Annotated in this window: 29 protein-coding genes; 1 reads left to right on the top strand and 28 read right to left on the bottom strand. The window is 29.9% G+C overall.

Annotated features, from left to right (window positions below):
* Window positions 1-11: 11 nt before the first annotated feature.
* The 15 genes from rplE to tuf are packed head-to-tail and all read right to left on the bottom strand — an operon-like array spanning window position 12 to window position 7,720.
* Complete coding sequence (gene rplE / locus LRB30_RS00675; RefSeq protein WP_231014100.1) at window positions 12-560, bottom strand: 50S ribosomal protein L5; 549 nt, start codon at window positions 558-560, stop codon at window positions 12-14.
* 5 nt (window positions 561-565) lie between these two features.
* Window positions 566-871 carry a 50S ribosomal protein L24 gene (gene rplX / locus LRB30_RS00670; RefSeq protein ID WP_231014099.1) on the bottom strand — a complete coding sequence of 102 codons (306 nt, stop codon included), beginning with the start codon at window positions 869-871 and terminating at the stop codon, window positions 566-568.
* A 15-nt stretch (window positions 872-886) separates the two neighbouring features.
* Window positions 887-1,255 carry a 50S ribosomal protein L14 gene (rplN, locus tag LRB30_RS00665; RefSeq protein WP_231014098.1) on the bottom strand — a complete coding sequence of 123 codons (369 nt, stop codon included), beginning with the start codon at window positions 1,253-1,255 and terminating at the stop codon, window positions 887-889.
* A gap of 27 nt (window positions 1,256-1,282) precedes the next feature.
* Entirely contained in the window at window positions 1,283-1,537 is a 255-nt protein-coding gene (rpsQ, locus tag LRB30_RS00660; RefSeq protein ID WP_002557078.1) for a 30S ribosomal protein S17, read from the bottom strand.
* A 2-nt stretch (window positions 1,538-1,539) separates the two neighbouring features.
* On the bottom strand, window positions 1,540-1,740 hold the full coding sequence (gene rpmC, locus LRB30_RS00655) for a 50S ribosomal protein L29 (protein ID WP_231014097.1): 201 nt from the start codon (window positions 1,738-1,740) through the stop codon (window positions 1,540-1,542).
* Window positions 1,741-1,742: 2 nt separating this feature from the next.
* A complete protein-coding gene (rplP, locus tag LRB30_RS00650) occupies window positions 1,743-2,159 on the bottom strand; it encodes a 50S ribosomal protein L16 (RefSeq protein WP_231014096.1) in 417 nt (138 codons plus the stop codon).
* Between the two features lie 4 nt (window positions 2,160-2,163).
* A complete protein-coding gene (rpsC, locus tag LRB30_RS00645; protein ID WP_231014095.1) occupies window positions 2,164-3,045 on the bottom strand; it encodes a 30S ribosomal protein S3 in 882 nt (293 codons plus the stop codon).
* 3 nt (window positions 3,046-3,048) lie between these two features.
* Window positions 3,049-3,411, bottom strand: a complete 363-nt coding sequence (gene rplV / locus LRB30_RS00640) for a 50S ribosomal protein L22 (RefSeq protein ID WP_071983452.1) — start codon at window positions 3,409-3,411, stop codon at window positions 3,049-3,051.
* 6 nt (window positions 3,412-3,417) lie between these two features.
* Window positions 3,418-3,696 (bottom strand): 30S ribosomal protein S19, encoded by a 279-nt coding sequence (gene rpsS / locus LRB30_RS00635; protein ID WP_014540695.1) that lies wholly within the window; start codon window positions 3,694-3,696, stop codon window positions 3,418-3,420.
* A gap of 9 nt (window positions 3,697-3,705) precedes the next feature.
* Entirely contained in the window at window positions 3,706-4,539 is an 834-nt protein-coding gene (rplB, locus tag LRB30_RS00630) for a 50S ribosomal protein L2 (protein WP_231014094.1), read from the bottom strand.
* A gap of 21 nt (window positions 4,540-4,560) precedes the next feature.
* Window positions 4,561-4,857: a 50S ribosomal protein L23 gene (gene rplW, locus LRB30_RS00625; protein WP_231018616.1), complete on the bottom strand. Its 297-nt coding sequence runs from the start codon at window positions 4,855-4,857 to the stop codon at window positions 4,561-4,563.
* Between the two features lie 20 nt (window positions 4,858-4,877).
* On the bottom strand, window positions 4,878-5,507 hold the full coding sequence (gene rplD, locus LRB30_RS00620; RefSeq protein ID WP_231018615.1) for a 50S ribosomal protein L4: 630 nt from the start codon (window positions 5,505-5,507) through the stop codon (window positions 4,878-4,880).
* A gap of 9 nt (window positions 5,508-5,516) precedes the next feature.
* Window positions 5,517-6,137, bottom strand: coding sequence for a 50S ribosomal protein L3 (gene rplC, locus LRB30_RS00615; RefSeq protein ID WP_231014088.1), 621 nt, complete (start codon window positions 6,135-6,137; stop codon window positions 5,517-5,519).
* Window positions 6,138-6,172: 35 nt separating this feature from the next.
* Window positions 6,173-6,484 carry a 30S ribosomal protein S10 gene (gene rpsJ, locus LRB30_RS00610; RefSeq protein WP_231014087.1) on the bottom strand — a complete coding sequence of 104 codons (312 nt, stop codon included), beginning with the start codon at window positions 6,482-6,484 and terminating at the stop codon, window positions 6,173-6,175.
* Window positions 6,485-6,535: 51 nt separating this feature from the next.
* Window positions 6,536-7,720 (bottom strand): elongation factor Tu, encoded by a 1,185-nt coding sequence (gene tuf, locus LRB30_RS00605; RefSeq protein ID WP_231014085.1) that lies wholly within the window; start codon window positions 7,718-7,720, stop codon window positions 6,536-6,538.
* Window positions 7,721-8,212: 492 nt separating this feature from the next.
* On the opposite strand from tuf, the gene LRB30_RS00600 reads away from it, so the two are divergent.
* On the top strand, window positions 8,213-8,602 hold the full coding sequence (locus tag LRB30_RS00600) for a hypothetical protein (protein WP_231018614.1): 390 nt from the start codon (window positions 8,213-8,215) through the stop codon (window positions 8,600-8,602).
* A gap of 189 nt (window positions 8,603-8,791) precedes the next feature.
* Here LRB30_RS00600 and LRB30_RS00595 read toward each other — a convergent pair whose 3' ends face one another.
* From LRB30_RS00595 to dnaX, 13 genes are all read right to left on the bottom strand, one after another.
* Entirely contained in the window at window positions 8,792-10,162 is a 1,371-nt protein-coding gene (locus LRB30_RS00595) for an MATE family efflux transporter (protein WP_231018612.1), read from the bottom strand.
* Window positions 10,163-10,802: 640 nt separating this feature from the next.
* The gene (gene murA / locus LRB30_RS00590) at window positions 10,803-12,086 is read right to left on the bottom strand and encodes a UDP-N-acetylglucosamine 1-carboxyvinyltransferase (protein WP_231014334.1); all 1,284 of its coding nucleotides are present in this window, start codon (window positions 12,084-12,086) and stop codon (window positions 10,803-10,805) included.
* An 89-nt stretch (window positions 12,087-12,175) separates the two neighbouring features.
* A complete protein-coding gene (locus LRB30_RS00585; protein WP_231014331.1) occupies window positions 12,176-12,997 on the bottom strand; it encodes a TIGR00282 family metallophosphoesterase in 822 nt (273 codons plus the stop codon).
* Window positions 12,998-13,010: 13 nt separating this feature from the next.
* Window positions 13,011-13,190 (bottom strand): hypothetical protein, encoded by a 180-nt coding sequence (locus LRB30_RS05920; RefSeq protein ID WP_316257655.1) that lies wholly within the window; start codon window positions 13,188-13,190, stop codon window positions 13,011-13,013.
* A gap of 44 nt (window positions 13,191-13,234) precedes the next feature.
* Window positions 13,235-13,747 carry a signal peptidase II gene (gene lspA, locus LRB30_RS00580; RefSeq protein WP_231014329.1) on the bottom strand — a complete coding sequence of 171 codons (513 nt, stop codon included), beginning with the start codon at window positions 13,745-13,747 and terminating at the stop codon, window positions 13,235-13,237.
* A 10-nt stretch (window positions 13,748-13,757) separates the two neighbouring features.
* Window positions 13,758-14,504 (bottom strand): Nif3-like dinuclear metal center hexameric protein, encoded by a 747-nt coding sequence (locus LRB30_RS00575; RefSeq protein WP_231014327.1) that lies wholly within the window; start codon window positions 14,502-14,504, stop codon window positions 13,758-13,760.
* A 1-nt stretch (window position 14,505) separates the two neighbouring features.
* On the bottom strand, window positions 14,506-15,195 hold the full coding sequence (pgeF, locus tag LRB30_RS00570) for a peptidoglycan editing factor PgeF (RefSeq protein WP_231014325.1): 690 nt from the start codon (window positions 15,193-15,195) through the stop codon (window positions 14,506-14,508).
* On the bottom strand, window positions 15,192-15,983 hold the full coding sequence (gene lptB / locus LRB30_RS00565; RefSeq protein ID WP_231014336.1) for an LPS export ABC transporter ATP-binding protein: 792 nt from the start codon (window positions 15,981-15,983) through the stop codon (window positions 15,192-15,194). The genes pgeF and lptB overlap by 4 nt, the downstream gene beginning before the upstream one ends.
* Window positions 15,961-16,656 carry an LptA/OstA family protein gene (locus tag LRB30_RS00560; RefSeq protein WP_231014324.1) on the bottom strand — a complete coding sequence of 232 codons (696 nt, stop codon included), beginning with the start codon at window positions 16,654-16,656 and terminating at the stop codon, window positions 15,961-15,963. The genes lptB and LRB30_RS00560 overlap by 23 nt, the downstream gene beginning before the upstream one ends.
* The gene (locus LRB30_RS00555; protein WP_231014323.1) at window positions 16,653-17,180 is read right to left on the bottom strand and encodes a hypothetical protein; all 528 of its coding nucleotides are present in this window, start codon (window positions 17,178-17,180) and stop codon (window positions 16,653-16,655) included. The genes LRB30_RS00560 and LRB30_RS00555 overlap by 4 nt, the downstream gene beginning before the upstream one ends.
* A 267-nt stretch (window positions 17,181-17,447) precedes the next feature.
* Window positions 17,448-17,957, bottom strand: coding sequence for a nucleoside-diphosphate kinase (locus LRB30_RS00550; RefSeq protein ID WP_231014322.1), 510 nt, complete (start codon window positions 17,955-17,957; stop codon window positions 17,448-17,450).
* Between the two features lie 169 nt (window positions 17,958-18,126).
* Window positions 18,127-18,426 carry a nucleoid-associated protein EbfC gene (efbC, locus tag LRB30_RS00545; RefSeq protein WP_231014321.1) on the bottom strand — a complete coding sequence of 100 codons (300 nt, stop codon included), beginning with the start codon at window positions 18,424-18,426 and terminating at the stop codon, window positions 18,127-18,129.
* Between the two features lie 4 nt (window positions 18,427-18,430).
* Entirely contained in the window at window positions 18,431-20,113 is a 1,683-nt protein-coding gene (dnaX, locus tag LRB30_RS00540; RefSeq protein WP_231014320.1) for a DNA polymerase III subunit gamma/tau, read from the bottom strand.
* Window positions 20,114-20,332: the final 219 nt, after the last annotated feature.

Raw genomic sequence — 20,332 nt, 5'->3', positions numbered from 1 at the left:
TTATAAATCCCCTAATTACTAAACGGCATTCCAAATTTCAAAAGCAAAGCTTTGCTTTCTTTATCATTTGAAGCTGTTGTCACAATCGTAATATTCAAGCCAGATATTCTTTCTATTTTATCATAGTCTATTTCAGAAAATATTATTTGCTCCGTCACTCCAAAAGAATAATTTCCATTACCATCAAAAGCATTCCCATTGATTCCCCTAAAATCCTTAACCCTTGGCAATGCTAAATGAATAAGCTTATATAAAAATTCATACATTGCATTACCTCTAAGTGTAACTTTGGCACCTATTTCTTGCCCTTGTCTAATTTTAAACCCGGCGATTGCTTTTTTTGCTTTTGTCTTTACAGCTTTCTGCCCAGTGATCTGAGCAAGCTCTAAAACAGAAGAATCCAATAGCTTTTTATTCCTAACAGCCTCTCCAACGCCTACAGAAATTACTATTTTCTCAAGCTTGGGAACTTGCATTATAGATTTATATTCAAATTCCTTAACAAGCTCTTTTGTAACGATATCTTTATAATATCTTTTCAATTCAGGAACATAATTCATAAACTCTATATCCTCTGTCCATTTTTTTTAAGATACCTTATTTTCTCATTATTTTCAAACCTAATCCCCAATCTTGAAGGAGTTCCCTTGACAAATATCATAACATTTGAAATATCTATAGCGGCCTCCTTATCTATTATTCTACCTTTTTCTTGGGGTGTCCTAGCTTTAATGACTTTTTTAACCATATTGCAAGATTCAACAATAACTTTATTTTTTTTTCTATTTATAATAGCAATCTTGCCTATTCTACCCCTATCTTTTCCAGAAAGAATTTTCACGCTATCACCTATCTTCAACTTTGTCTTCACAAAATCCCCCTTTTGCTATATAACCTCTGAAGCTAATGATACTACTTTCATAAAATTAGCATCTCTAAGTTCTCTTGCAACAGGTCCAAATACCCTTTTGCCCCTAGGGCTTAAATTAGCATCAAGTATCACACAAGCATTATCATCAAATCTAACATAAGTTCCATTCTTCCGTCTTACTTCTTTAGAAGTTCTAACAATTACAGCTTTATAAACATCTCCTTTTTTAACGGAAGAATTAGGAATTGCTTGTTTTACTGCAATAGTTATTATATCCCCAATTTTGGCATAACGCCTTTTACTGCCACCAAGCACCTTAATGCATTGAGCCACCTTGCCACCAGTATTATCCGCAATTGTTAAATACGTTTGCATCTGAATCATTATCAACCTCCTTTAGAAAAATCAAAACTATTTTAATTTTTCTAAAACCTCAACAAGAGACCATCTTTTATCTTTACTAATAGGTCGAACCTCAATAATTTTTACCTTATCGCCAACCTTTGAAACTTCTTTTTCATCATGAGCTTTAACTTTTTTACTAACCTTTAAATACTTATGATAAATTGGATGCATCTTTCTTTGAACAATTTCTACTACTATAGTCTTAGACATCTTATCACTAACGACTTTGCCAATTAATTCTTTTTTATTTTCTCTTGCCATATCTAAACCTTTCTAATACCTAATTCATATTCATAAATCATTGTATTAAGCCTTGCAATATCACGTCTAATCTCTCTTTTCTTTAAAGGATTTTCAACATGACCAACAACAGATTTAAATCTTAAATCTAAATATTCTTTCTTTAATTCTAGCCTTTTAGCCTTCATGTCCTCAAGAGTAAAATTTTTAAAATTTTTCAACATAACTACCTCAAATCTCGCCTTACAACAAACATGGTTTTTACTGGAAGCTTAGAGCTTGCAAGTGACATGGCCTCTTGAGCAAGCTCCTCCACAACTCCTGACATTTCAAACATAACAGTACCAAGCTTAACAGGAGCATTCCAATGATCAACACCCCCTTTACCCTTGCCCATTCTAGTTTCAGCTGGTTTTTTAGTATAAGGAATATCAGGAAATATTCTTATCCAAACCCTTCCACCTCTTTTTATTTTACGAGTCATTGCAATACGAGCAGACTCAATTTGACGAGCAGTAATAAAATTTGTTTCCAAAGAAACAAGTCCATATTCACCAAAAGAAATTTTATTGCCTTTCTGGGCTTCTCCAGACAATCTTCCTCTTTGCTTCTTTCTATATTTAACCTTTTTTGGACTTAACATCTAATTATCCTCCAATATCCTGCTCATTAGAATTGATTCTTTCTTTAGAAAAAGACACACTAGGTTTTTTTTTATTTAAAAGATCTAATTCATCTTTAGATGGCCCATCTTTTTTATTCAAAAACCTAGTTTGCTTTTCATTAGCCTTCTCTCTATTATTTAAAGCTTTATCAAAATTTTTAACAGCATCGCCTCTTTCTCTAAAAGACTTTTTATTTATTATCTGGCCAGCATCAGAATTGGTTTGCCTGCCCAAAACTTCACCTTTAAATAACCAAACCTTAACTCCAATAATGCCATAAGTAGTTTGAGCCTCAGAAAATCCATAATCTATATTGGCCCTAAGAGTGTGTAAAGGAACCCGACCCTCCTTAACCTCAAAGCTTCGAGCAATCTCCGCCCCACCAAGTCTACCAGCAATCTTAATTTTTAGCCCTTGAGCACCTTTTAACATAGAAGTAGCAAGAGATGATTTTAAAACTTTTCTATAAGAAGCTCTATTTTCTACTTGCTTTGCAATCCCATTAGCAATAATTTGAGCATCAAGCTCTGGTCTTTTAATCTCTTTAATCTTAATGCTAATCTTTTTAGAAATTTTTTTAGTTAACAATTGGCCAATCTTTTCAAGATTAGCCCCTTTAAGCCCTATCACAGAACCAGGCCTTGGAGTAACAATTACTACTGTTACTTTTTGGGGGTTATTTCTAATTATTTCTATATCAGAAATATCAAATTTAATCCCTTTAAGAAACTTCATAATTTCTCGCCTTATTAAAAAATCTTCATGAAGAATTGCAGAATACAATTTTTTATCAAAATACCATTTTGATTTCCAATCCCTATTAATTTTTACCCTTAAGCTATATGGATGTACTTTTTGGCCCATGCTTTATCCTTTAATATCTTTTTTTTCATCAACTTCAACAAAAATATGACAATTTCTATTAACAAGCCTATCAGCCCTACCCCTAGCTCTAGGCCAAATCTTTTTACGACGACGCCCATCATCAACCATAACTGTTTTAACAAATATCATGTCTTCGGAAAGATTTTTATTGTGATACATCGCATTTGATGCTGCTGATTTAACCACTTTTTCTAAAAGCTTAGCTCCTTTATTAGGCATAGAACAAAGCACTGCAATAGCCTTAATATAAGACTCCCCCCGTATATTGTCAGCTATTGGCCTAACTTTTTTTGGAGAAGAGGGTAAATTTTTGCCCCTTGCTGTATATCTTCTATTTACCAACATAACTACTTACTTCCTTCCCTTTTTATCTGACTTAGCATGCCCTCTAAAAATTCTTGTAGGTGAAAACTCACCAAGCTTGTGCCCCACAAGATCCTCAGTAATATAAATAGGTATAAAAGTTTTGCCATTGTAAACAGATATAGTAAGACTTACCATTTCAGGAATTATTGTTGAAGATCTGGAGTAGGTTTTAATAACAACCCTCTTATCACTTCCAAAAGATGATAAAACTTTTTGATAAAGACTCTTTTCTATAAAAGGTCCTTTTTTAATAGATCTTGCCACTATGCTCTCCTATTTATTCCTTCTTTTAATAATAAATTTATCTGAATATCTCTTTTTCTTGCGAGTCTTATAGCCTTTAGTAGGCTGTCCCCAAGGAGACACAGGATGGCGACCTCCAGAAGTTTTCCCCTCACCACCACCATGCGGATGGTCAACAGGATTCATAGCAACACCTCTAACCTTGGGTCTTCTACCAAGCCACCTACTTTTACCAGCTTTCCCTATAGAAATATTGGCATAATCTTCATTTCCAATTTCACCAATTGTTGCAATACATTTTTTAAAAATCAATCTTACCTCACCAGATGATAATTTTACAGTGACATAATTCCCGTCAGAAGCAAGTATCATAGCATATCCACCAGCACTTCTTATAAGTTGTCCACCTTTTCCAATATTAAGCTCAATGTTGTGAACAGTTCTTCCAATAGGAATATTTTCAAGAGGCAAGGCATTGCCAATTTTAATTGGGGCATTAGGACCACTTTCCAAAACATCTCCAACCTTAATGCCTTTAGGAGAAATAATATACCTTTTTTCTCCATCTTTATAAACAAGCAAAGCTATATTAGCACTTCTATTGGGATCATATTCAATAGAAGAAACTCGAGCAGGAATGCTAAATTTATCTCTTCGATTAAAATCAATCAACCTATACTTTCTCTTATGCCCACCACCTCTTCTTCTAATACTAATCCTACCAGAAGAATCTCTGCCTGATTTCAATTTTTTACCTTTTGTTAAAGATTTCAAAGGATCATTACCTTTACTCAAATCATCAAAAGATAAAGTCGTCTTATAGCGCAAAGAAGAAGTTTTTGGCTTATAAGTCTTAATACCCATATTTATTTTTCTCCAAAACCACTAAAAAATATCTATTTTATCTTCTTTTTTGAGATAAACATATGCCTTCTTCCATGAAGAAGTTTTTCCCTTACCTATAGGATACCCTTTTCGAGACACCACAACCTTGGATTTGCTTTTAATATTGAGCAAATTACATGATACTGGAGTAATATTGAAAAGTTCTTTTATTGCTGCGCTAACCTCTTTTTTATTTGCTCTCTTATTAACCTTAAAAACATAAACATTAATACTTTCCCTTTGAGTATTAGTTTTTTCAGTAAGCATAGGTGAAATTATTATATCATAAGCCTTCATACTTATCCTCAACATCCTTTTTATTTAATGTAAAACTCATTGAGCTTGTTAACAGCAGATTCTAGAGCTATTAAATTCTTAGCATAAAATAAATCAACAACCCTAAGTTTATCAAAAGACAAAATCTTTAAATCTCTTATATTTTTGCCAGCCCTTTTTATCATCTGATCATCATTACCCAAAAGAATAACCACCTTGCCATTAAAACTTGCAAAATTCTTTATTATTAAAGCAAGATCTTTCGTTTTTCCAGATTCAATATTAAAATTCTCAACAACTTTAAAACCATTTTCATCAGCAGCGCGCAAACTTAATACAGACTTAAATGCAAGCCTTTTTACCTTTCTAGGCAATCTATAGCTATAATCCCTAGGTTTTGGCCCTAATGCTATGCCTCCGCCAATCCAAACCGGATTTCGCTTTGTACCAACCCTAGCTCTACCGGTTCCTTTTTGCTTCCAGGGCTTTTTAGAGCTACCCCTAACCTCTGATCTGGTTTTAGTTGAAGATGTTCCAACCCTAAGATTAGACAACTCATTTTTTATAGCATTATAAATAGACCCATGACTAATTTCTATATTAAAAACTCTGTCATCCAAATTTACAGTTCCAATCTCTTTCCCATCTTTAGAAAAAACTTTTCTTTCCATACTAAATACCTACTTTTTAGATTTTTTAACAACAACAAAAGAACCTTTGGCACCAGGCACAGCCCCTTTTACTAGAAGAGCTCTTTTTTCTTCATCGATTAAAATAACTTCAAGATTTTGAATAGTTTGTTGATTTCCCCCCATTCTACCAGCCATTTTAGTCCCTTTAAATGTTCTTGCAGGAGTAGTAGCTTGTCCTGTTCCACCAAGATGTCTATGAAATTTTGATCCATGAGAAGATGGCCCACCACTAAAATTATGCCTTTTCATAGCCCCTTGAAAACCTTTGCCTTTAGTAGTACCTGTAACATCTACATACTTAACTGACTTAAAAACATCAACCTTAATCTCATCACCAGCATCATATCCGTCAAGACCCTTAAGCTCTATCACATATCTTTTAGGCTCGATATCTTTTAAACTTTTATATTGCCCTTTTATGGGCTTTGAAACTTTAGAACTCTTAAGATCAACAGAACCTGCTATAAGAGCGCTATAACCATCTCTATCGACTGTTTTCTTCCCTATAATATAATTGGGCTGAAACTCTATAACAGTAACAGGAACCACAATACCATTTTTCTGAAATATCTGAGTCATGCCAACTTTTTTTCCAATCAATCCCAACATTAAAACACCTCAAATTCATATACTTAAAATATCATTTACTGTTTAATATCTACTTCAACACCTGCTGGAAGCTCTAATTTCATTAAAGAATCCATTAAAGCAGAAGTGGGCTCTAAGATATCAATAAGCCTTTTATGAGTTCTCATCTCAAATTGCTCTCTTGATTTTTTATTGACATGAGGAGAACGTAAAACAGTATATTTTTTTATTTTTGTCGGTAAAGGGATTGGGCCCTTGATTTGAGCTTTAGCCTTCTGAACAGCTTTCACAATAGATTCGGCACTCTGGTCTAATATTTTAATATCAAAACTAAATAATCTTACGCGTATCTTATCTTTAGCAATCAATTTATTCTCCTAAACTTTAGAGAGTATTAAATATATCCTTAAAGTCTTAACCTATTCCAATATCTCAAGAATTCTTCCTGAAGCAACAGTTCTTCCACCTTCTCGAACAGCAAATTCTACGTTCTTATCCATAGCTATTGAAGAGATCAGTTCAACAATAATATCAACATTATCACCAGGCATAACCATTTCTTTGCCTTCTAAAGCAACAACTCCCGTAACATCGGTTGTTCTAAAAAAGAACTGTGGTCTATACCCTGGAAAAAATGGTTTGTGCCTACCGCCCTCTTCTTTAGTCAAACAATAAATTGAAGCTTTAAACTTCTTGTGTGGAGTAATTGTACCTGGGGCTGACAAAACTTGCCCCCGCTCAATGTCTTTTTTATCAACTCCTCTTAAAAGAAGTCCAACATTATCCCCTGCTTGGCCTTGCTCAAGAATTTTTTGGAACATTTCAACACCAGTAACAGTGGTTTTTCTGGTTTCTTTAATACCAACTATTTCAACTTCTTGACCAACTTTAATAATACCTCTTTCAATACGCCCAGTAGCAACAGTGCCTCTTCCTGAAATAGAAAATACATCTTCAACAGCAAGCAAAAATGGCTTGTCAATATCTCTTTCTGGAAGATCAAAATAATTATCCATAGATTCAAGAAGTTCTTTAACACATTTTGTAGATTCAGGATCTTCTGGATTTGACATAGCCCCAAAAGCGGAGCCTTTAATTATTGGAGTATCAGCTGAAAAGCCATATTTTTCAACAAGTTCTAAAACTTCAACTTCAACAAGCTCAACAAGTTCAGGATCTGCTAAGTCTAATTTATTTAAAAAAACTATTATTTTCTTTATTCCCATTCTTTGAGCAAGAAGCAAATGCTCTTTTGTTTGAGGCTCAGCACCACTATCAGCGGCAACTAAAAGTATCGCTGCATCCATTTGAGCTGCTCCTGTAATCATATTTTTTATATAATCAGCATGCCCCGGGCAATCCACGTGAGCATAATGTCTATTGTTTGTTTCGTACTCAATATGCCTAGCATTAATTGTTATTCCCCTTGCTTTCTCCTCAGGCGCATTATCAATATCTTCATACTTTAATGCTTTTGCGTCTTTATTTACTTTTGAACAATAAATACTAATAGCCGCTGTTAATGTTGTTTTACCATGATCAACATGCCCTATTGTTCCAACATTCATGTGCGGCTTTGTTCTTTGAAAAACTTCTTTTGCCATGACTAACCTCCTAAATTTCACATTCTAAATAGCTACTTACATTTAATCTCTCTAAAAAATTTTTAACAAATTTATTCTTATTAAAATAAGAAAATAGCTACAAACAATCAAAAAAATGAAAAATCAATTTTTTAGAAATTGACCCGCACTGCGTGTTTTTCTAAAAAATTTTAATAGCTTTAAAATTCTACACATTTTATAAAATATAGTCAATACACTTAAACTTTTAAACTCAATTCACCACACATATAATAGCATCAAAAATTATCATAAATTTTACATTAATTAAAGAAAAGCACAAAATACTGAACAATAAAGCTTTAAAACCAAACACTTAAAATAAACAATGCTCAACTAATATATTCAAAAACATAAAATTCAAAACAATAGTAAATATTTTTTGAAATCCAGACACTATTTTAAATTGATCAAACGCATTTATTTTGTCAAAAAGGTTAACACTCCCCCCAATAAAAAATATAATAAAAAATAATGAAAGCTCAAAAATTTAAGATTAAATTACTGCCAACACTTGCAATTTTTGGCATTTCAATTGCTTTTATGTCTTGCACGAAAACAAACACAATAAAATCAAAAGAAAATGCAAAAGAAATTACCTATCTTATTAGCGCTATAAAAACTAACAAAAAAGTAGAAATAGTAAACTACAAATCCGACAGCAAAAATAATTTAATAATTACTCTTAAAAACAAAAGCGCAGAAGATATAAATGCAAATTCATTAGCAATTTTTAAAGAAGGCAGCAAAACAGGTGAATTAATAAGAGAAAAACTTAATGGGCTTGAAACAAAAACTTTTCATTTAAAAACTAAAATCAACACCAAAAGAAAAAACACATTATATGTTTTTGAAAAACAATGACAAAGAGAAATGATTTAAAACTAAAATTATTAAAATCAATTCCACTTCACTAAGCTTTATTGCAAACAAACAATTACACTTTAAAATAGATTAACAAAAAATCTAAAATCTATTTTTAAGCCTAAGAACACTAAATTTATTAAAAACAAATCAGCTATTTTTAGACAAAATGTAAATATAAAGCAAATCTTAATTACTATTTGTATTTTTAATTAAAATAGGCTTAGCCCAATAACGAGTGCAAGTAAAAGCAACTAAAATTATAATTGCCAAATAATTCGAAATTATAAAAGCATAACCCAAAGAATTTTCAATTATGCCAAAATATTGAAAAATAAAAACTACCGGAAGACGAATAAGCCACAACCTAATAAAAATAACAATCATTGCAATTTTTGTCCTGCCAGACCCAATAAGTCCTCCAAAAAATACTTGTTGGAGTCCATATCCAAAAGTGCCAATAGTTGTTAACAATAAATAATTATTAGCATAATTTAAAACTTCTAAATCATTGGTAAACAACCCTAGTATAAGCTGTTTATTAAAAATAACAATCGAATTTATTATCAATAAAATTGCTAAAGAAATAAAAAATCCTTTTTTAAGAACTTCTCCCACCCTATTGATTTTCTTAGCACCAAGATTTTGACCAACAATTGAAATAATTCCGGTACCAATTCCCATAGCAGGAAGAAATAAAAAAGAAATAATGGTGTTTGTAAGTCCATAAGCTGCCAAAAATTTGGGACTAATCTCAATAACTATATAATTGAAAATAAAAAAAGACAATGAAACCATTATTTGCCCAAAAGTTGAAGGCAATCCCAGATTAACAATTTCTTTAATGGATCTTATATCTATCATCAAATCCTTTAGATGAATTTTTAATCCATAATTTAACCTGTAAGTCAAAAATAAATAAAAAGCAACGGTTAATAATTTTGAAAATAAAGTGGCCCAAGCAGCCCCAGCAATGCCCATATTAAAACTAAATATTAAAATGGGATCAAGAACAAAATTAACAATATTAGCAAATAAAACTATTGTCATTGAAAGGATAGTTTCTCCTTGAGCATTTAAAATATATGTAATTGAAATACTTAAAAACATAATAGGTATTCCAAAAATTGTCACATAAAAATAAACCCTTGAGAGTTCTTTAAGCTCCCCTTTTGCACCCAACAAATCTAAAAGATGCTCAATTAAAAAAAACACACAAATAGTAATAAATAGGGATAAAACAAGGTTTAAAACAATAAGTTGCCCTGCATACCTTGAAAAACGAGAAAAATTTCCCTCTCCTATGCATCTTGACATCAAAGAAATGCTTCCTGTAGCCATTCCCATGGCAATAGCCATAATAAAAAAATTTACAGGACCAGCAAGTGAAAGCGCTGACAAAGGCATGGCTCCAAGCTTGCCAACATAAAACATATCGGTAAGATCATAAAAAGCTTGAATAATATTGGTTATAACAATAGGAAAACTTATTAAAAAAAGAACCTTATATAAATTGCCATTTAATATTAATTCCCTGGTCTTGCTCTTATTTGTAGACATAAAATTTTATCCCCATCTAAAATATTTTTTATAAAAAATCTAAAATCAGATTTATTCATCAGTAATAAAAAAGTTTTTAATTTTTAATTTCAAAAATTAAAAATTAATATATAGTATCAAAACAATTAACATGTTATGCATTAAATGGCCAAGATATAAATAAAATCTATTAACCTGCCACACCAAAAAAATCATAACTAAACACAGAAAAATTAAAATCAGATATAATAAAATAACAAAATTTTAACAATTCTGATGTTAATCATAAATAAAAGTAATTAATAAAATTAAAACCATTCTTATGAATTAAAGCAGAGAAATAAATACTTTATTTTAAAGAATAACTAATATTATAAAAATAAAAATTCAAAATCAGAAATACTTCTCTGCAAATTTTTATCAATTTATCAATATTATTTCTTATACTAAGATCTTTAAACTATAAAATCAAAAAATTAAAAATATTAAAGCCTTAATAATAATTCAAACATACTAACTAAATAAAATAACAAAAAATTCCAGAAATAAAAATTAATGTAATATATTTTCATTCATAATTCAACCTTTTAATACCCCATCTTTATCTTCTATTAAAAACATTTTCCATAAATCACACATAATAATTAAGCTCAACACCAAACTATTGACTTTTAACTTTCTTTATTTTTGCACCCAAATTAATTAATTTGCTAACCACATCTTCGTATCCTCTTTCAATTTGATAAACATTTTGAATCTCGCTGCGCCCTTCAGCAACAAAAGCAGCAATAAGAAGAGACATTCCCGCTCGTACATCCGGAGAAGATAAAACATTACCTTTAAGGGAAGATTTACCTGTAACTACTACACGGTGTGGATCACAAAGAACAATTCGAGCACCCATTTTTATCAATTTATCTACAAAAAACATCCTAGATTCAAACATCTTCTCAAAAACTAAAACTGTGCCCTCTACTTGAGTTGCTGTGACTATAATAATGCTCATAAGGTCTGTTGGAAAGGCTGGCCATGGACCATCATCAATTTTTGGGATATGTCCACCAAAATCTAACTTAACTTTTAATTCTTGCTTATCTCTTACATATACATTTTCCCTATCATATTCAAAATTAATGCCAAGCTTTGAATATACATATCTAATTAATCTGAAATGCTGAGGATCTGCTTTTTTAATTTCCAGCTCACCCCCTGTTAATGCAGCAAGACTAATTAAAGAACCAACTTGCATGAAATCAGCCCCTATTCTAAATACAGTCCCACTTAATTTTTTTACGCCCTTTATTTCTAAAACATTTGAACCAATTCCTAAAATATTAGCACCCATTGAATTTAACATATTACATAAATCTTGAACATGTGGCTCACAAGCAGCGTTCATAATAACCGTATTTCCTTCAGCAAGAACTGCCGCCATAATGATATTTTCTGTAGCTGTAACAGAAGCTTCATCTAAAAACATTTCAGCTCCAAAAAGCTTGTTGGCCTTTAAAACAATCCTTCTATCTTTTGTGCTTAACTTGGCACCCAGCTTGCAAAGCCCGTAAAAATGAGTATCAAGTCGCCTCTTTCCAATCACATCTCCTCCTGGAAGTGCCATATCTATTTTCCCAAACCTAGAAACAAAAGGGCCTAATAAAAGTATGGAAGCCCTAATTAAGTCTGTAAGAGAGGAATCAATTTCTGTTTTTACAATATTTAAAACTTTTATTTTTAAAATATTTCCCTCTCTTACAATACTTACTCCTATGTCACTTAAAATATCTAAAACAACTTTTACATCATTAATATTGGGAATATTTTCTAAAATAACCTCTTCATCAGTAAGCAAAGCAGCCAAAATACAAGGTAAAGCAGCATTCTTGTTCCCGCTAGCTGTAATTTGACCACCTATCTTATAGCCGCCTTCTACAATATAACTATGCATAATCCATTCTCCTATATATAAAAACTTAATAAAATTAAATCTCACAGACAAGATTATTAAAATTTAAAGAATATCTAAAGATATGAATATCAAACAATATCCATATCTTTTAAACTTGATTTACAATCTATATATTCTCTAACGGTCTCTACAGAAAAAGAATGGCCATTCTCATCGATATCAATTAAAACACCGTTAAAACCAAGGCCTTCCCAAGATTCATTAAATCTCTGATTTAAAAATCCTTTCAAAAATTTATCCACCTCTAAATCAGGAGAATATCCAATAACGCTGTCCAAGCTCCCAACTCTGCCCAAATCAGTTATAATAGCGGTATTATCCAAAATTCTCAAATCGGCTGTTAAAATCCTTTTCCCGGTTCCAAGACACGCACTAACTCTTGATTTTAGATAAAAAAACAAAGCATTAACTTCGGCTGTAGTATTTGAATCAAAAAGAACAATAATATTATTTGTTTGCATTTTGATTCTTTGATAAAAAAAATCAAAACTATAAAAAGGATGATTAAATTTATATTTAGTTATTCCTGTTTGACCTATGATTCTAATCACAGCTAATTTTTTGCCATTAATATTATAAATAAAATAAGAATAACCTTTTAATTTTGCAGGACAATTTAAAGGTTTTAAAATAAAATTATACCTATCAAGATCGTCAGACAGATCAGGCCTTGCAAACGCATTTTCACCTAAAGTTAAAACATCAATTCCATACTTTTTTAATAAAAAGGCATGCTTCTTGCCAAGGCCTCTTAAACCCGTAGTAAAATTATTGCCAGATATTACAAAATCAATCTTTTTTTCAACCTTAAAGGATGATAAAAAAGATTTTATAACAATAATCCCGGCATTGCCGACAACCTCGCCAGCAATTAAAACTCTTAAAGACACAAATCCTCTCTTTTTATTGATCTAGTTCAAACAACTTAATAAGAAAACTTTTTACAATAAAAATTGACACAAAATATCCTACCAAAACAGCAAAAACAATCATCATAAAAAGCAATATAAATTGCAAATAAGGCTTTACAATAATGCTAAATTTAACAACTAAAAAAAACTCTAAAAAGAAAACTAAAAACATTAAAAATAAGTTCATTAACATGCATAAAATAAAACCCAAAATCTTCATTTATTAAGCGCTTTTCTTTTTATAAAAAAATCATAAACCAAAAATAAAATCATACCTATAACAACATAGCTATCTGCAAAATTAAAAGTAGGCCATCTATCAAGTCCAAAAATTCCATAAAATTTCAAATCTAAAAAATCCACAACCCCAGAAGGTCTAAACAATCTATCAATAACATTTCCAACTCCTCCTGAAAAAATTAATAAAAGTGAAATTCTGGCAATACAATCTCTTTCTTTCAAAGAAAGATAAAAAACAAATATTAAAATAAAAATAGGCATTGCAAGAAAAAAAATTTTTTTCAAGCTATAGTGAATATTAGAGCCCAGAGAAAATAAAATACCTGTGTTTCTTACATGTATTATTCTAAAAAAATCATCAAAAAAGGAAAAATATATTGAACCCAATTTGATATACTTTGCAACCAAATACTTAGAAAGTTGATCAAAAAAAATTAAACTAATAATAAATACAAAAATATTGAAATATTGCTTACTTTTAGCGCCCATACAAAAATCCTTATAAATTAGTATTTTTACAAATAAATTTAACCTCTAAATCTTCTTGAATTTTGAAATCTTCCATTAATTTAATTAAACCAAAAGTTTCAGTAAAATAATGACCTGCAAAAATCAAGTTCACGCCGAATTCTTCTGCCAAAGAATATATTTGATGAGAAGTATCACCAGTTATAAACAAATCTACATCATGACATAAAGCTTCTTCAAAAAAAGAGTATCCAGAACCACTAACAATTGCAACCTTATTTACCGATTCTTTGAACTTTTTCGAAAAAAGAATATGTTTATTTTCCTTTTTGATTTTTTCTAAAATTTCAGAAAAGCTAAAAACAGAATCGGCAATAATTCCTAGATTACACCCACCATAATTTGCAAAAGCAAAAGGATTTTTTAATCCTAAAAAATCTGATAGCACTTTACTATGCGAATAAAGAGAATGAGCATCCATAGGTAAGTGCACCGAATAAAGCGCTAAATTATTTTCAATTAAAAATTTTGTTTTACCATATATATTAGAAACAATACGCTCTTTTTTTGACCAAAAAATACCGTGATGGGTAATTAAGAAATCATTTCCTTTTGCTTCTTTTAAAGTTGAAAAGCTGGCATCAACAGCAAAGGCAACCTTGTTAACTTCGGCATTAAGATTTCCTACCTGAAGCCCATTTAAATTTTTATCAATATGCTCATACTTATTTATATCAAAAATTGAATTAAGCTTAAAAGACAAATCCCTTACATTCAAATTAAATTCTCCAAATTAAAGCATAACTTTGACTTTCTCTTAATCTTCTATAAGAATAAAGATTTTCCAAACAATACGTACAAAGCTTTGAATTATAAATATTTAAATTAAAACTAGAAAGTAAATTTAAATTAAAACTAGCATTATCAAAATATATTTTACCATCTCTTGTTACAAAAGAAGCATTTAATAAATCCTTGCTAAATTTATTACTTACTTCTTTTAAGAAAATTTCAGAAACTTCATAACAACAAGATCTGTTATAAGGTCCAAAAACAATTTTCAAATCCTTAAAAGTTGATCCCATTTTTTCAAACATAAACAACATTTTTAAAATAATCAAATTAAAGCTTCCTTTATATCCACTGTGAATAAGCCCTATAATTTTTTTCACTGAATCATACAAATATATCGGAAGACAATCTGCAAAGTAAGCAACAAGGGCTACATCTAAAGAGCTAGATATAAGACCATCCCCTTTTTGAAAATTAATAAAATTATCTTCGACCTTATAAATAATATCTGTATGCAATTGCTTTAAATATTTTATTTTCTTAGACTTAGGAACAAAGTTAAAATTATCATTACTAAGTTCTTTTAAATTTATATTAAAAGGTTTTTTGGTATAAATCATTTTAACATCATCAGCTATTCTAAATTCATAATAAAGTTCATGCTCTATTGTTTTCATAATCTAAATTCTTCTCCCAAATAAAGCTTCTTGGCTTTTTCGCTGCTTATTATATAATCAACACCACCCTCATCAAGCACTTGCCCCTGATAAACAATATAAGCTCTATCGATTATATCAAAAGCATCTCTTACATTATGATCAGTAATAAGAACTCCTATATTTCTCTCTTTTAAAATTTTTATTATATTCTTTATATCCCCAATTGCAATAGGATCAATACCAGCAAAAGGTTCATCTAGGAGTAAAAAATAGGGATTTACAGCCAAAGCTCTTGCTATTTCTGCCCGCCTTCTCTCTCCACCAGAAAGAGTATACGCTTTTTGGCTTTGTATTCTTTTTATCTCAAATTCTTTAAGTAAATTCACAAGTTCTATCTTGCGCTCAGCATTAGATAGATCTTCTCTTCTCTCTAAAGCAACCATGATATTCTCTTCAACTGTAAGTTCTCTAAAAATTGAAGCATCTTGGGGAAGATACACAATTCCTATTCGTGCGCGCTCATACATATTAAGAGATGAAATGTTATAATCATTGATTAAAACTTTGCCTGCATTAGGCTTAATAAAACCTACAATAGTATAAAATGTTGTTGTTTTGCCAGCTCCATTTGGACCAAGAAGCCCCACAACCTCACCTTTATGAATGTTAATTGTAATACCATTAACAGCAAACTTTTCGCCATACTTTTTAATAATGTTGTCTGCTTTTAAGACAACATTATTTACAAAATTAAGGTTAAGACTTTCCTTAATCTCTTTTATTTTATTTTTTTTCTTCAGAAACATCATTTTCAACTTGAGTAAATTCTCCCTCAACACTTCCCTCAAGTTTATACCTATTAGTTTTTGTATTGAAAATTATTCTTGAAGCAGAATAATAGTTGTCTTTCTGATAAATTACTGGAACTCCCTCAAGAATCATTTCTTTTTCTTCTTTATTATAAGTCCCATTTTCAGCTCTTGCAAAAGTATCATCCTTATATATTTTAACAGAATATTGCATAATATAAACATTGGCTTTATTGCTACCTTCAATTCTTTCTGCTTTAACAAGCATATTATTTTCTAAGTCTTCAAGCTCAACCCCTTTTTGAAGATAAAAATTGTCCAACTTTCTATTAAAAAACAAAAATTGGGCTTTAACATTCATCTTATTCTTATAATCTTTATAAAAAACATTGCCTCTAGCTTCAAGATAAGAGCCATTGTCTCCATAAATTTCAATTTCATCTGCTCTAAGATTAAAATTTGAAGAAATGACCTCTGAATTTCCTTTTAATACAATTTTTTTATAAAAAGAAGACGCTACTCCTTGTGCAAAATCTGACTTAAAGGTAAAATTAGTGTTTTTCTCATCATCTCCCTTAAGCCTTTCAGATTTAAGACTGGATTCTATTTGCGTTGCTTGAATATTGTTAACAAAAATAATAAAAATCCATATTAAAATTAAATCCCTCAATTCATGATTCCTTCAACTCCAGAATCAAAATAAAAAACATTGCTCTTTAAAAAATAAGAAAATCCTTTTCCTTTTATTTTGCTATCATTAAACCTAATTAATACTAGCTCATTTGGAGGAGATTGCAACTTCTTGTCTTTGTTCTTCCATAAAAGCCTATTCGAATTAAGCAAATAATAATTATTTTTATCTTCTATTTTAAATTCTACAGAATCTCTCATATCCAAATCCTTTGTGATATAAGAACCTTCCAAATTATTAAACTTCCCTGAAATTTCATTATTTAGTGAATGATATAAAAAGTTTCCATTTTCTGCCTTATAAATTTTATAGTCATTAAAATAACTAAAACTCAAAGAATTTAAAACGGTTTGCTCTTTATTGTATACAACGTTATAATACTTGATTCCTAATATTTGTATTGAAGGAAACTTTTTGACCATATCAGATCTACTAGAATATTCATCATAATTGAAAGTACAAGCAAAAAACAAAAATAATAAATAAAGCCTAAGTATTTTCATAAATATTTTTTACAAGATTAGAAATTTTTTCTATTTTAATTGAAAATCCATTAAACATAACAACGCAACATTATAAACTTTATCAAACAAAATTTATTTATATAATCAATTATAATGTAAAACATAAAACCAAGATAAAAACACTGCTCTTAAGAGCAATCTTTTATATAAGAATTCTCCTAAAAATTCAAAAATTGCTCTTATTTTAGAATTAGGATAAGGGCAATTTACACCTTATTCCTTTGAAAGGAAATAGACTTATAAAAATTAACAATAATAATGTTCACATTCATCATCTCTTTTGTAGCTTAAAATTTCATTGTCTTTAAACCAAATTGGTATTTCACGAATCGCATCTACCTCATTTGCAGATGCATGAATCACATTGTAAATTGAAAAACCTTTTTCATTTGAATAATTAAAACTATGATAAGAAAAATCTCCCCGTATTGTTCCAGGAACAGCTAATTTTGGCTCAGTAGCACCACAAAGCTTCCTAACAACCTCAATACTTTCAACCCCTTCAATAACAAATGCAAAAACAGGAGAATTTGAAATAAATTTAATTAAAGAATTCCAAACTGCCTCACTATGTCTAAAGGCAATATCATCGTATAAATAATGTTTTTTTGCTAAACTCTCATCAACAATAAGCATTTTAGCAGCCACCATTTTTAAACCTACTCTTTCAAATCTAGAAACTACATCGCCAATTAACCCCCTTCTAACTCCATCTGGCTTAATAATACATAAAGTTTTTTGTAATAACATTGACATAAATCCTCCTAAAATTTAGGACATGTACTTAAAAATAATTAAATAAATAAAAATAATTATTTAATACAAAATTATATATGATTCATTATATTTATATGGAATACTACAAGTTATAAAGCACCTAACATTATATTTAAAAATCAAAATATAACTTTTACAAAATTAAAAACTACATTCCAAAAGGAAGAACTCCCATAGTTTTTAATTTTATCTCTTCTTTAACTTTAGAAACAGCATCATTTAAAGCAGATTTAACCATTTGCTCAAAAGCATCATTGTCTAAATCATCAAAAAATTCCTTATTAATTGAAACTTTTTTAATATTAAATTCGCCATCCATTTCAATAGCAACAATATTACTACCTGCTTTACCACAAACCGTAATTTTAGAAATTTCCTTTTTAATATTGTCAATATTATCCTTAACACTAGACATATTTTTCAAAAAATCTAACGGATTTACTGCCATATTTTTATCCCTCCAGAACTTCACTTGCTCCAAAAATATTTTTTACAGTTTCTAATTTTTCAAAATCCTTTTCAGAGTTTTGAAAATTTTTCTGAAACACAATGCTTAAATTGGGAAATTCTTTATAAAATTCAGATCTTATCTCACCTTTATAATTTTGAAGCTCATTATACTCAAACTCGCTAAACACCTTATAATAAAGAACATTGTTATCAATAGCAACTTCGCCTGAATGAACTAAGGTTTGAACATACCTTGAAACAATATAAATAAATTTATCTCTTATATCAATAAAATCATTTAAATTACTCGAATTATCATCTTCAATAAAAATTTCATCAATCTCGTCAATGTTACTAGTCTCTAAAATATTTCTATCAATTTTTGTTGACAAATTTTCATCACGATCGGCTTCCTCTTTTTCTAAAGATTTGATTTCGGGAAATTCACATTTAAAGCTAGATTTGGATGGAATAAAAGCCAAATCATCTTCGCCCTTATTATTTGATAAAACATCCAAATTATTTGAATCTACGGCAATATTTGCTAACAAATTGTCTTCAAGATTTTGGATTTGCTTTATTAAAACATGATTTGGAATATAATTTTTAAGTCTTAAAATTTTAATAAAATTAATCTCAAGCTCATATTTTGGATTAACCGAAAATTGCAAATCTCTGTAAGTTTCAAGCAAAACAACAATAATTCTTTCAAGGTAGTTCAAATCAAACTCAATTAATTTTTTTCTCAAATTTTCAGATTTGATTCCAATAAACTCAAAATTTTTAATACCTATCTTTAAAAATAATGCCTCTCTAAAAAATTCAATTGAATCTAAAAGAAATTGCTCATAAGACACTCCAGATAAAAAAATAGAATCAAGAACACAAATCAGCTCTTTTACATCTTCACCAAGAATGCTAACTGACAACTTTTCCAAAAATTCATCATTGGTTAAGCCCATCTTGGATCTTATTTGATCTAATTTAATGTTAGAATCACTAAAAGAAACTATCTGATCAAAAAGGGTATAGGCATCTCTTACGCTACCGCTACTTTTATATGCAATCCATTTTAAAGCCTCATCTTCATATTTAATATGATCCTCTAAGCAAACCTTTTTAAGCATATTATAAATCTTTTCTAAAGATAAAAGTTTAAAACTAAAATGTTGACATCTACTTTTTATTGTCTCTGGAAGCTTGTGTGACTCTGTAGTGGCAAAAATAAAAACAATATAACTTGGAGGTTCTTCAATTGTCTTTAAAAGAGCATTAAAAGCAGAATTGGAAAGCATATGAACTTCATCAATAATATATATTCTATATTTAGAAATTGCAGGAGGAAACATTATCTCTTCTTTAATTTGTCTAATATCTTGGACCGAAGTGTTTGAAGCACCATCAATTTCAACAACATCAAGACTGCTGTCATTCTCAATAGATTTACAATTGCTGCACTCCCCACATGGCATAACTGTCGGACCATTCCTGCAATTTAAGCATCTTGCAAAAGCCCTGGCTGATGAAGTTTTACCAACGCCTCTTGGTCCTGAAAAGATATAGGCATTAGCTATTTTATTTTTCTCTATAGAATGCTTTAAAGTTTCAACAACAAAGTCTTGCCCTTCAAGAGAGTTGAAATCTCTGGGACGTTTCTTAAGAGCAGTGCCTCTTGAAGACGCCATTAACTTTTTACCTCCCCGTGCTTTAATAAGTAAAATATTAGTAAGTATATACTATATAACATATTTATATCTCAGAACTACGCTTTAAAAGAATTATCAAAGAATTTTATGAAACATAAAAAAATATCTAACAAAACAGGCTTCCTAAAAATATAATAAAATTGAAAGCTTCAAAAAGACAAATCCACATCCTAACATAAAGCAAAGCATTACATTTGG

This window comes from Borreliella americana, assembly GCF_021043605.1.
In the GTDB taxonomy this organism is placed as follows: Bacteria; Spirochaetota; Spirochaetia; order Borreliales; family Borreliaceae; genus Borreliella; species Borreliella americana.
This window is presented reverse-complemented; position numbering and strand designations above follow the sequence as displayed.

Bases quoted from the DNA above. Each gene is read 5' to 3' on its own strand.
- LRB30_RS00595 (WP_231018612.1), bottom strand. From the start codon at position 10,162: ATGTCTACAAATAAGAGCAAGACCAGGGAATTAATATTAAATGGCAAT.
- murA (WP_231014334.1), bottom strand. From the start codon at position 12,086: ATGCATAGTTATATTGTAGAAGGCGGCTATAAGATAGGTGGTCAAATT.
- pgeF (WP_231014325.1), bottom strand. From the start codon at position 15,195: ATGAAAACAATAGAGCATGAACTTTATTATGAATTTAGAATAGCTGAT.
- LRB30_RS00550 (WP_231014322.1), bottom strand. From the start codon at position 17,957: ATGTCAATGTTATTACAAAAAACTTTATGTATTATTAAGCCAGATGGA.
- rplC (WP_231014088.1), bottom strand. From the start codon at position 6,137: ATGTTGGGATTGATTGGAAAAAAAGTTGGCATGACTCAGATATTTCAG.
- LRB30_RS05920 (WP_316257655.1), bottom strand. From the start codon at position 13,190: ATGTTTTTAGTTTTCTTTTTAGAGTTTTTTTTAGTTGTTAAATTTAGC.
- lspA (WP_231014329.1), bottom strand. From the start codon at position 13,747: ATGGGCGCTAAAAGTAAGCAATATTTCAATATTTTTGTATTTATTATT.
- rplE (WP_231014100.1), bottom strand. From the start codon at position 560: ATGAATTATGTTCCTGAATTGAAAAGATATTATAAAGATATCGTTACA.
- dnaX (WP_231014320.1), bottom strand. From the start codon at position 20,113: ATGGCGTCTTCAAGAGGCACTGCTCTTAAGAAACGTCCCAGAGATTTC.
- lptB (WP_231014336.1), bottom strand. From the start codon at position 15,983: ATGTTTCTGAAGAAAAAAAATAAAATAAAAGAGATTAAGGAAAGTCTT.
- rpsC (WP_231014095.1), bottom strand. From the start codon at position 3,045: ATGGGCCAAAAAGTACATCCATATAGCTTAAGGGTAAAAATTAATAGG.
- rpsQ (WP_002557078.1), bottom strand. From the start codon at position 1,537: ATGGCAAGAGAAAATAAAAAAGAATTAATTGGCAAAGTCGTTAGTGAT.
- rpmC (WP_231014097.1), bottom strand. From the start codon at position 1,740: ATGTTGAAAAATTTTAAAAATTTTACTCTTGAGGACATGAAGGCTAAA.
- LRB30_RS00600 (WP_231018614.1), top strand. From the start codon at position 8,213: ATGAAAGCTCAAAAATTTAAGATTAAATTACTGCCAACACTTGCAATT.
- efbC (WP_231014321.1), bottom strand. From the start codon at position 18,426: ATGGCAGTAAATCCGTTAGATTTTTTGAAAAATATGTCTAGTGTTAAG.
- rplP (WP_231014096.1), bottom strand. From the start codon at position 2,159: ATGTTAAGTCCAAAAAAGGTTAAATATAGAAAGAAGCAAAGAGGAAGA.
- rplN (WP_231014098.1), bottom strand. From the start codon at position 1,255: ATGATTCAGATGCAAACGTATTTAACAATTGCGGATAATACTGGTGGC.
- rplD (WP_231018615.1), bottom strand. From the start codon at position 5,507: ATGGAAAGAAAAGTTTTTTCTAAAGATGGGAAAGAGATTGGAACTGTA.
- rplB (WP_231014094.1), bottom strand. From the start codon at position 4,539: ATGGGTATTAAGACTTATAAGCCAAAAACTTCTTCTTTGCGCTATAAG.
- tuf (WP_231014085.1), bottom strand. From the start codon at position 7,720: ATGGCAAAAGAAGTTTTTCAAAGAACAAAGCCGCACATGAATGTTGGA.
- rplV (WP_071983452.1), bottom strand. From the start codon at position 3,411: ATGTTGGTAAATAGAAGATATACAGCAAGGGGCAAAAATTTACCCTCT.
- LRB30_RS00555 (WP_231014323.1), bottom strand. From the start codon at position 17,180: ATGAAAATACTTAGGCTTTATTTATTATTTTTGTTTTTTGCTTGTACT.
- rplW (WP_231018616.1), bottom strand. From the start codon at position 4,857: ATGAAGGCTTATGATATAATAATTTCACCTATGCTTACTGAAAAAACT.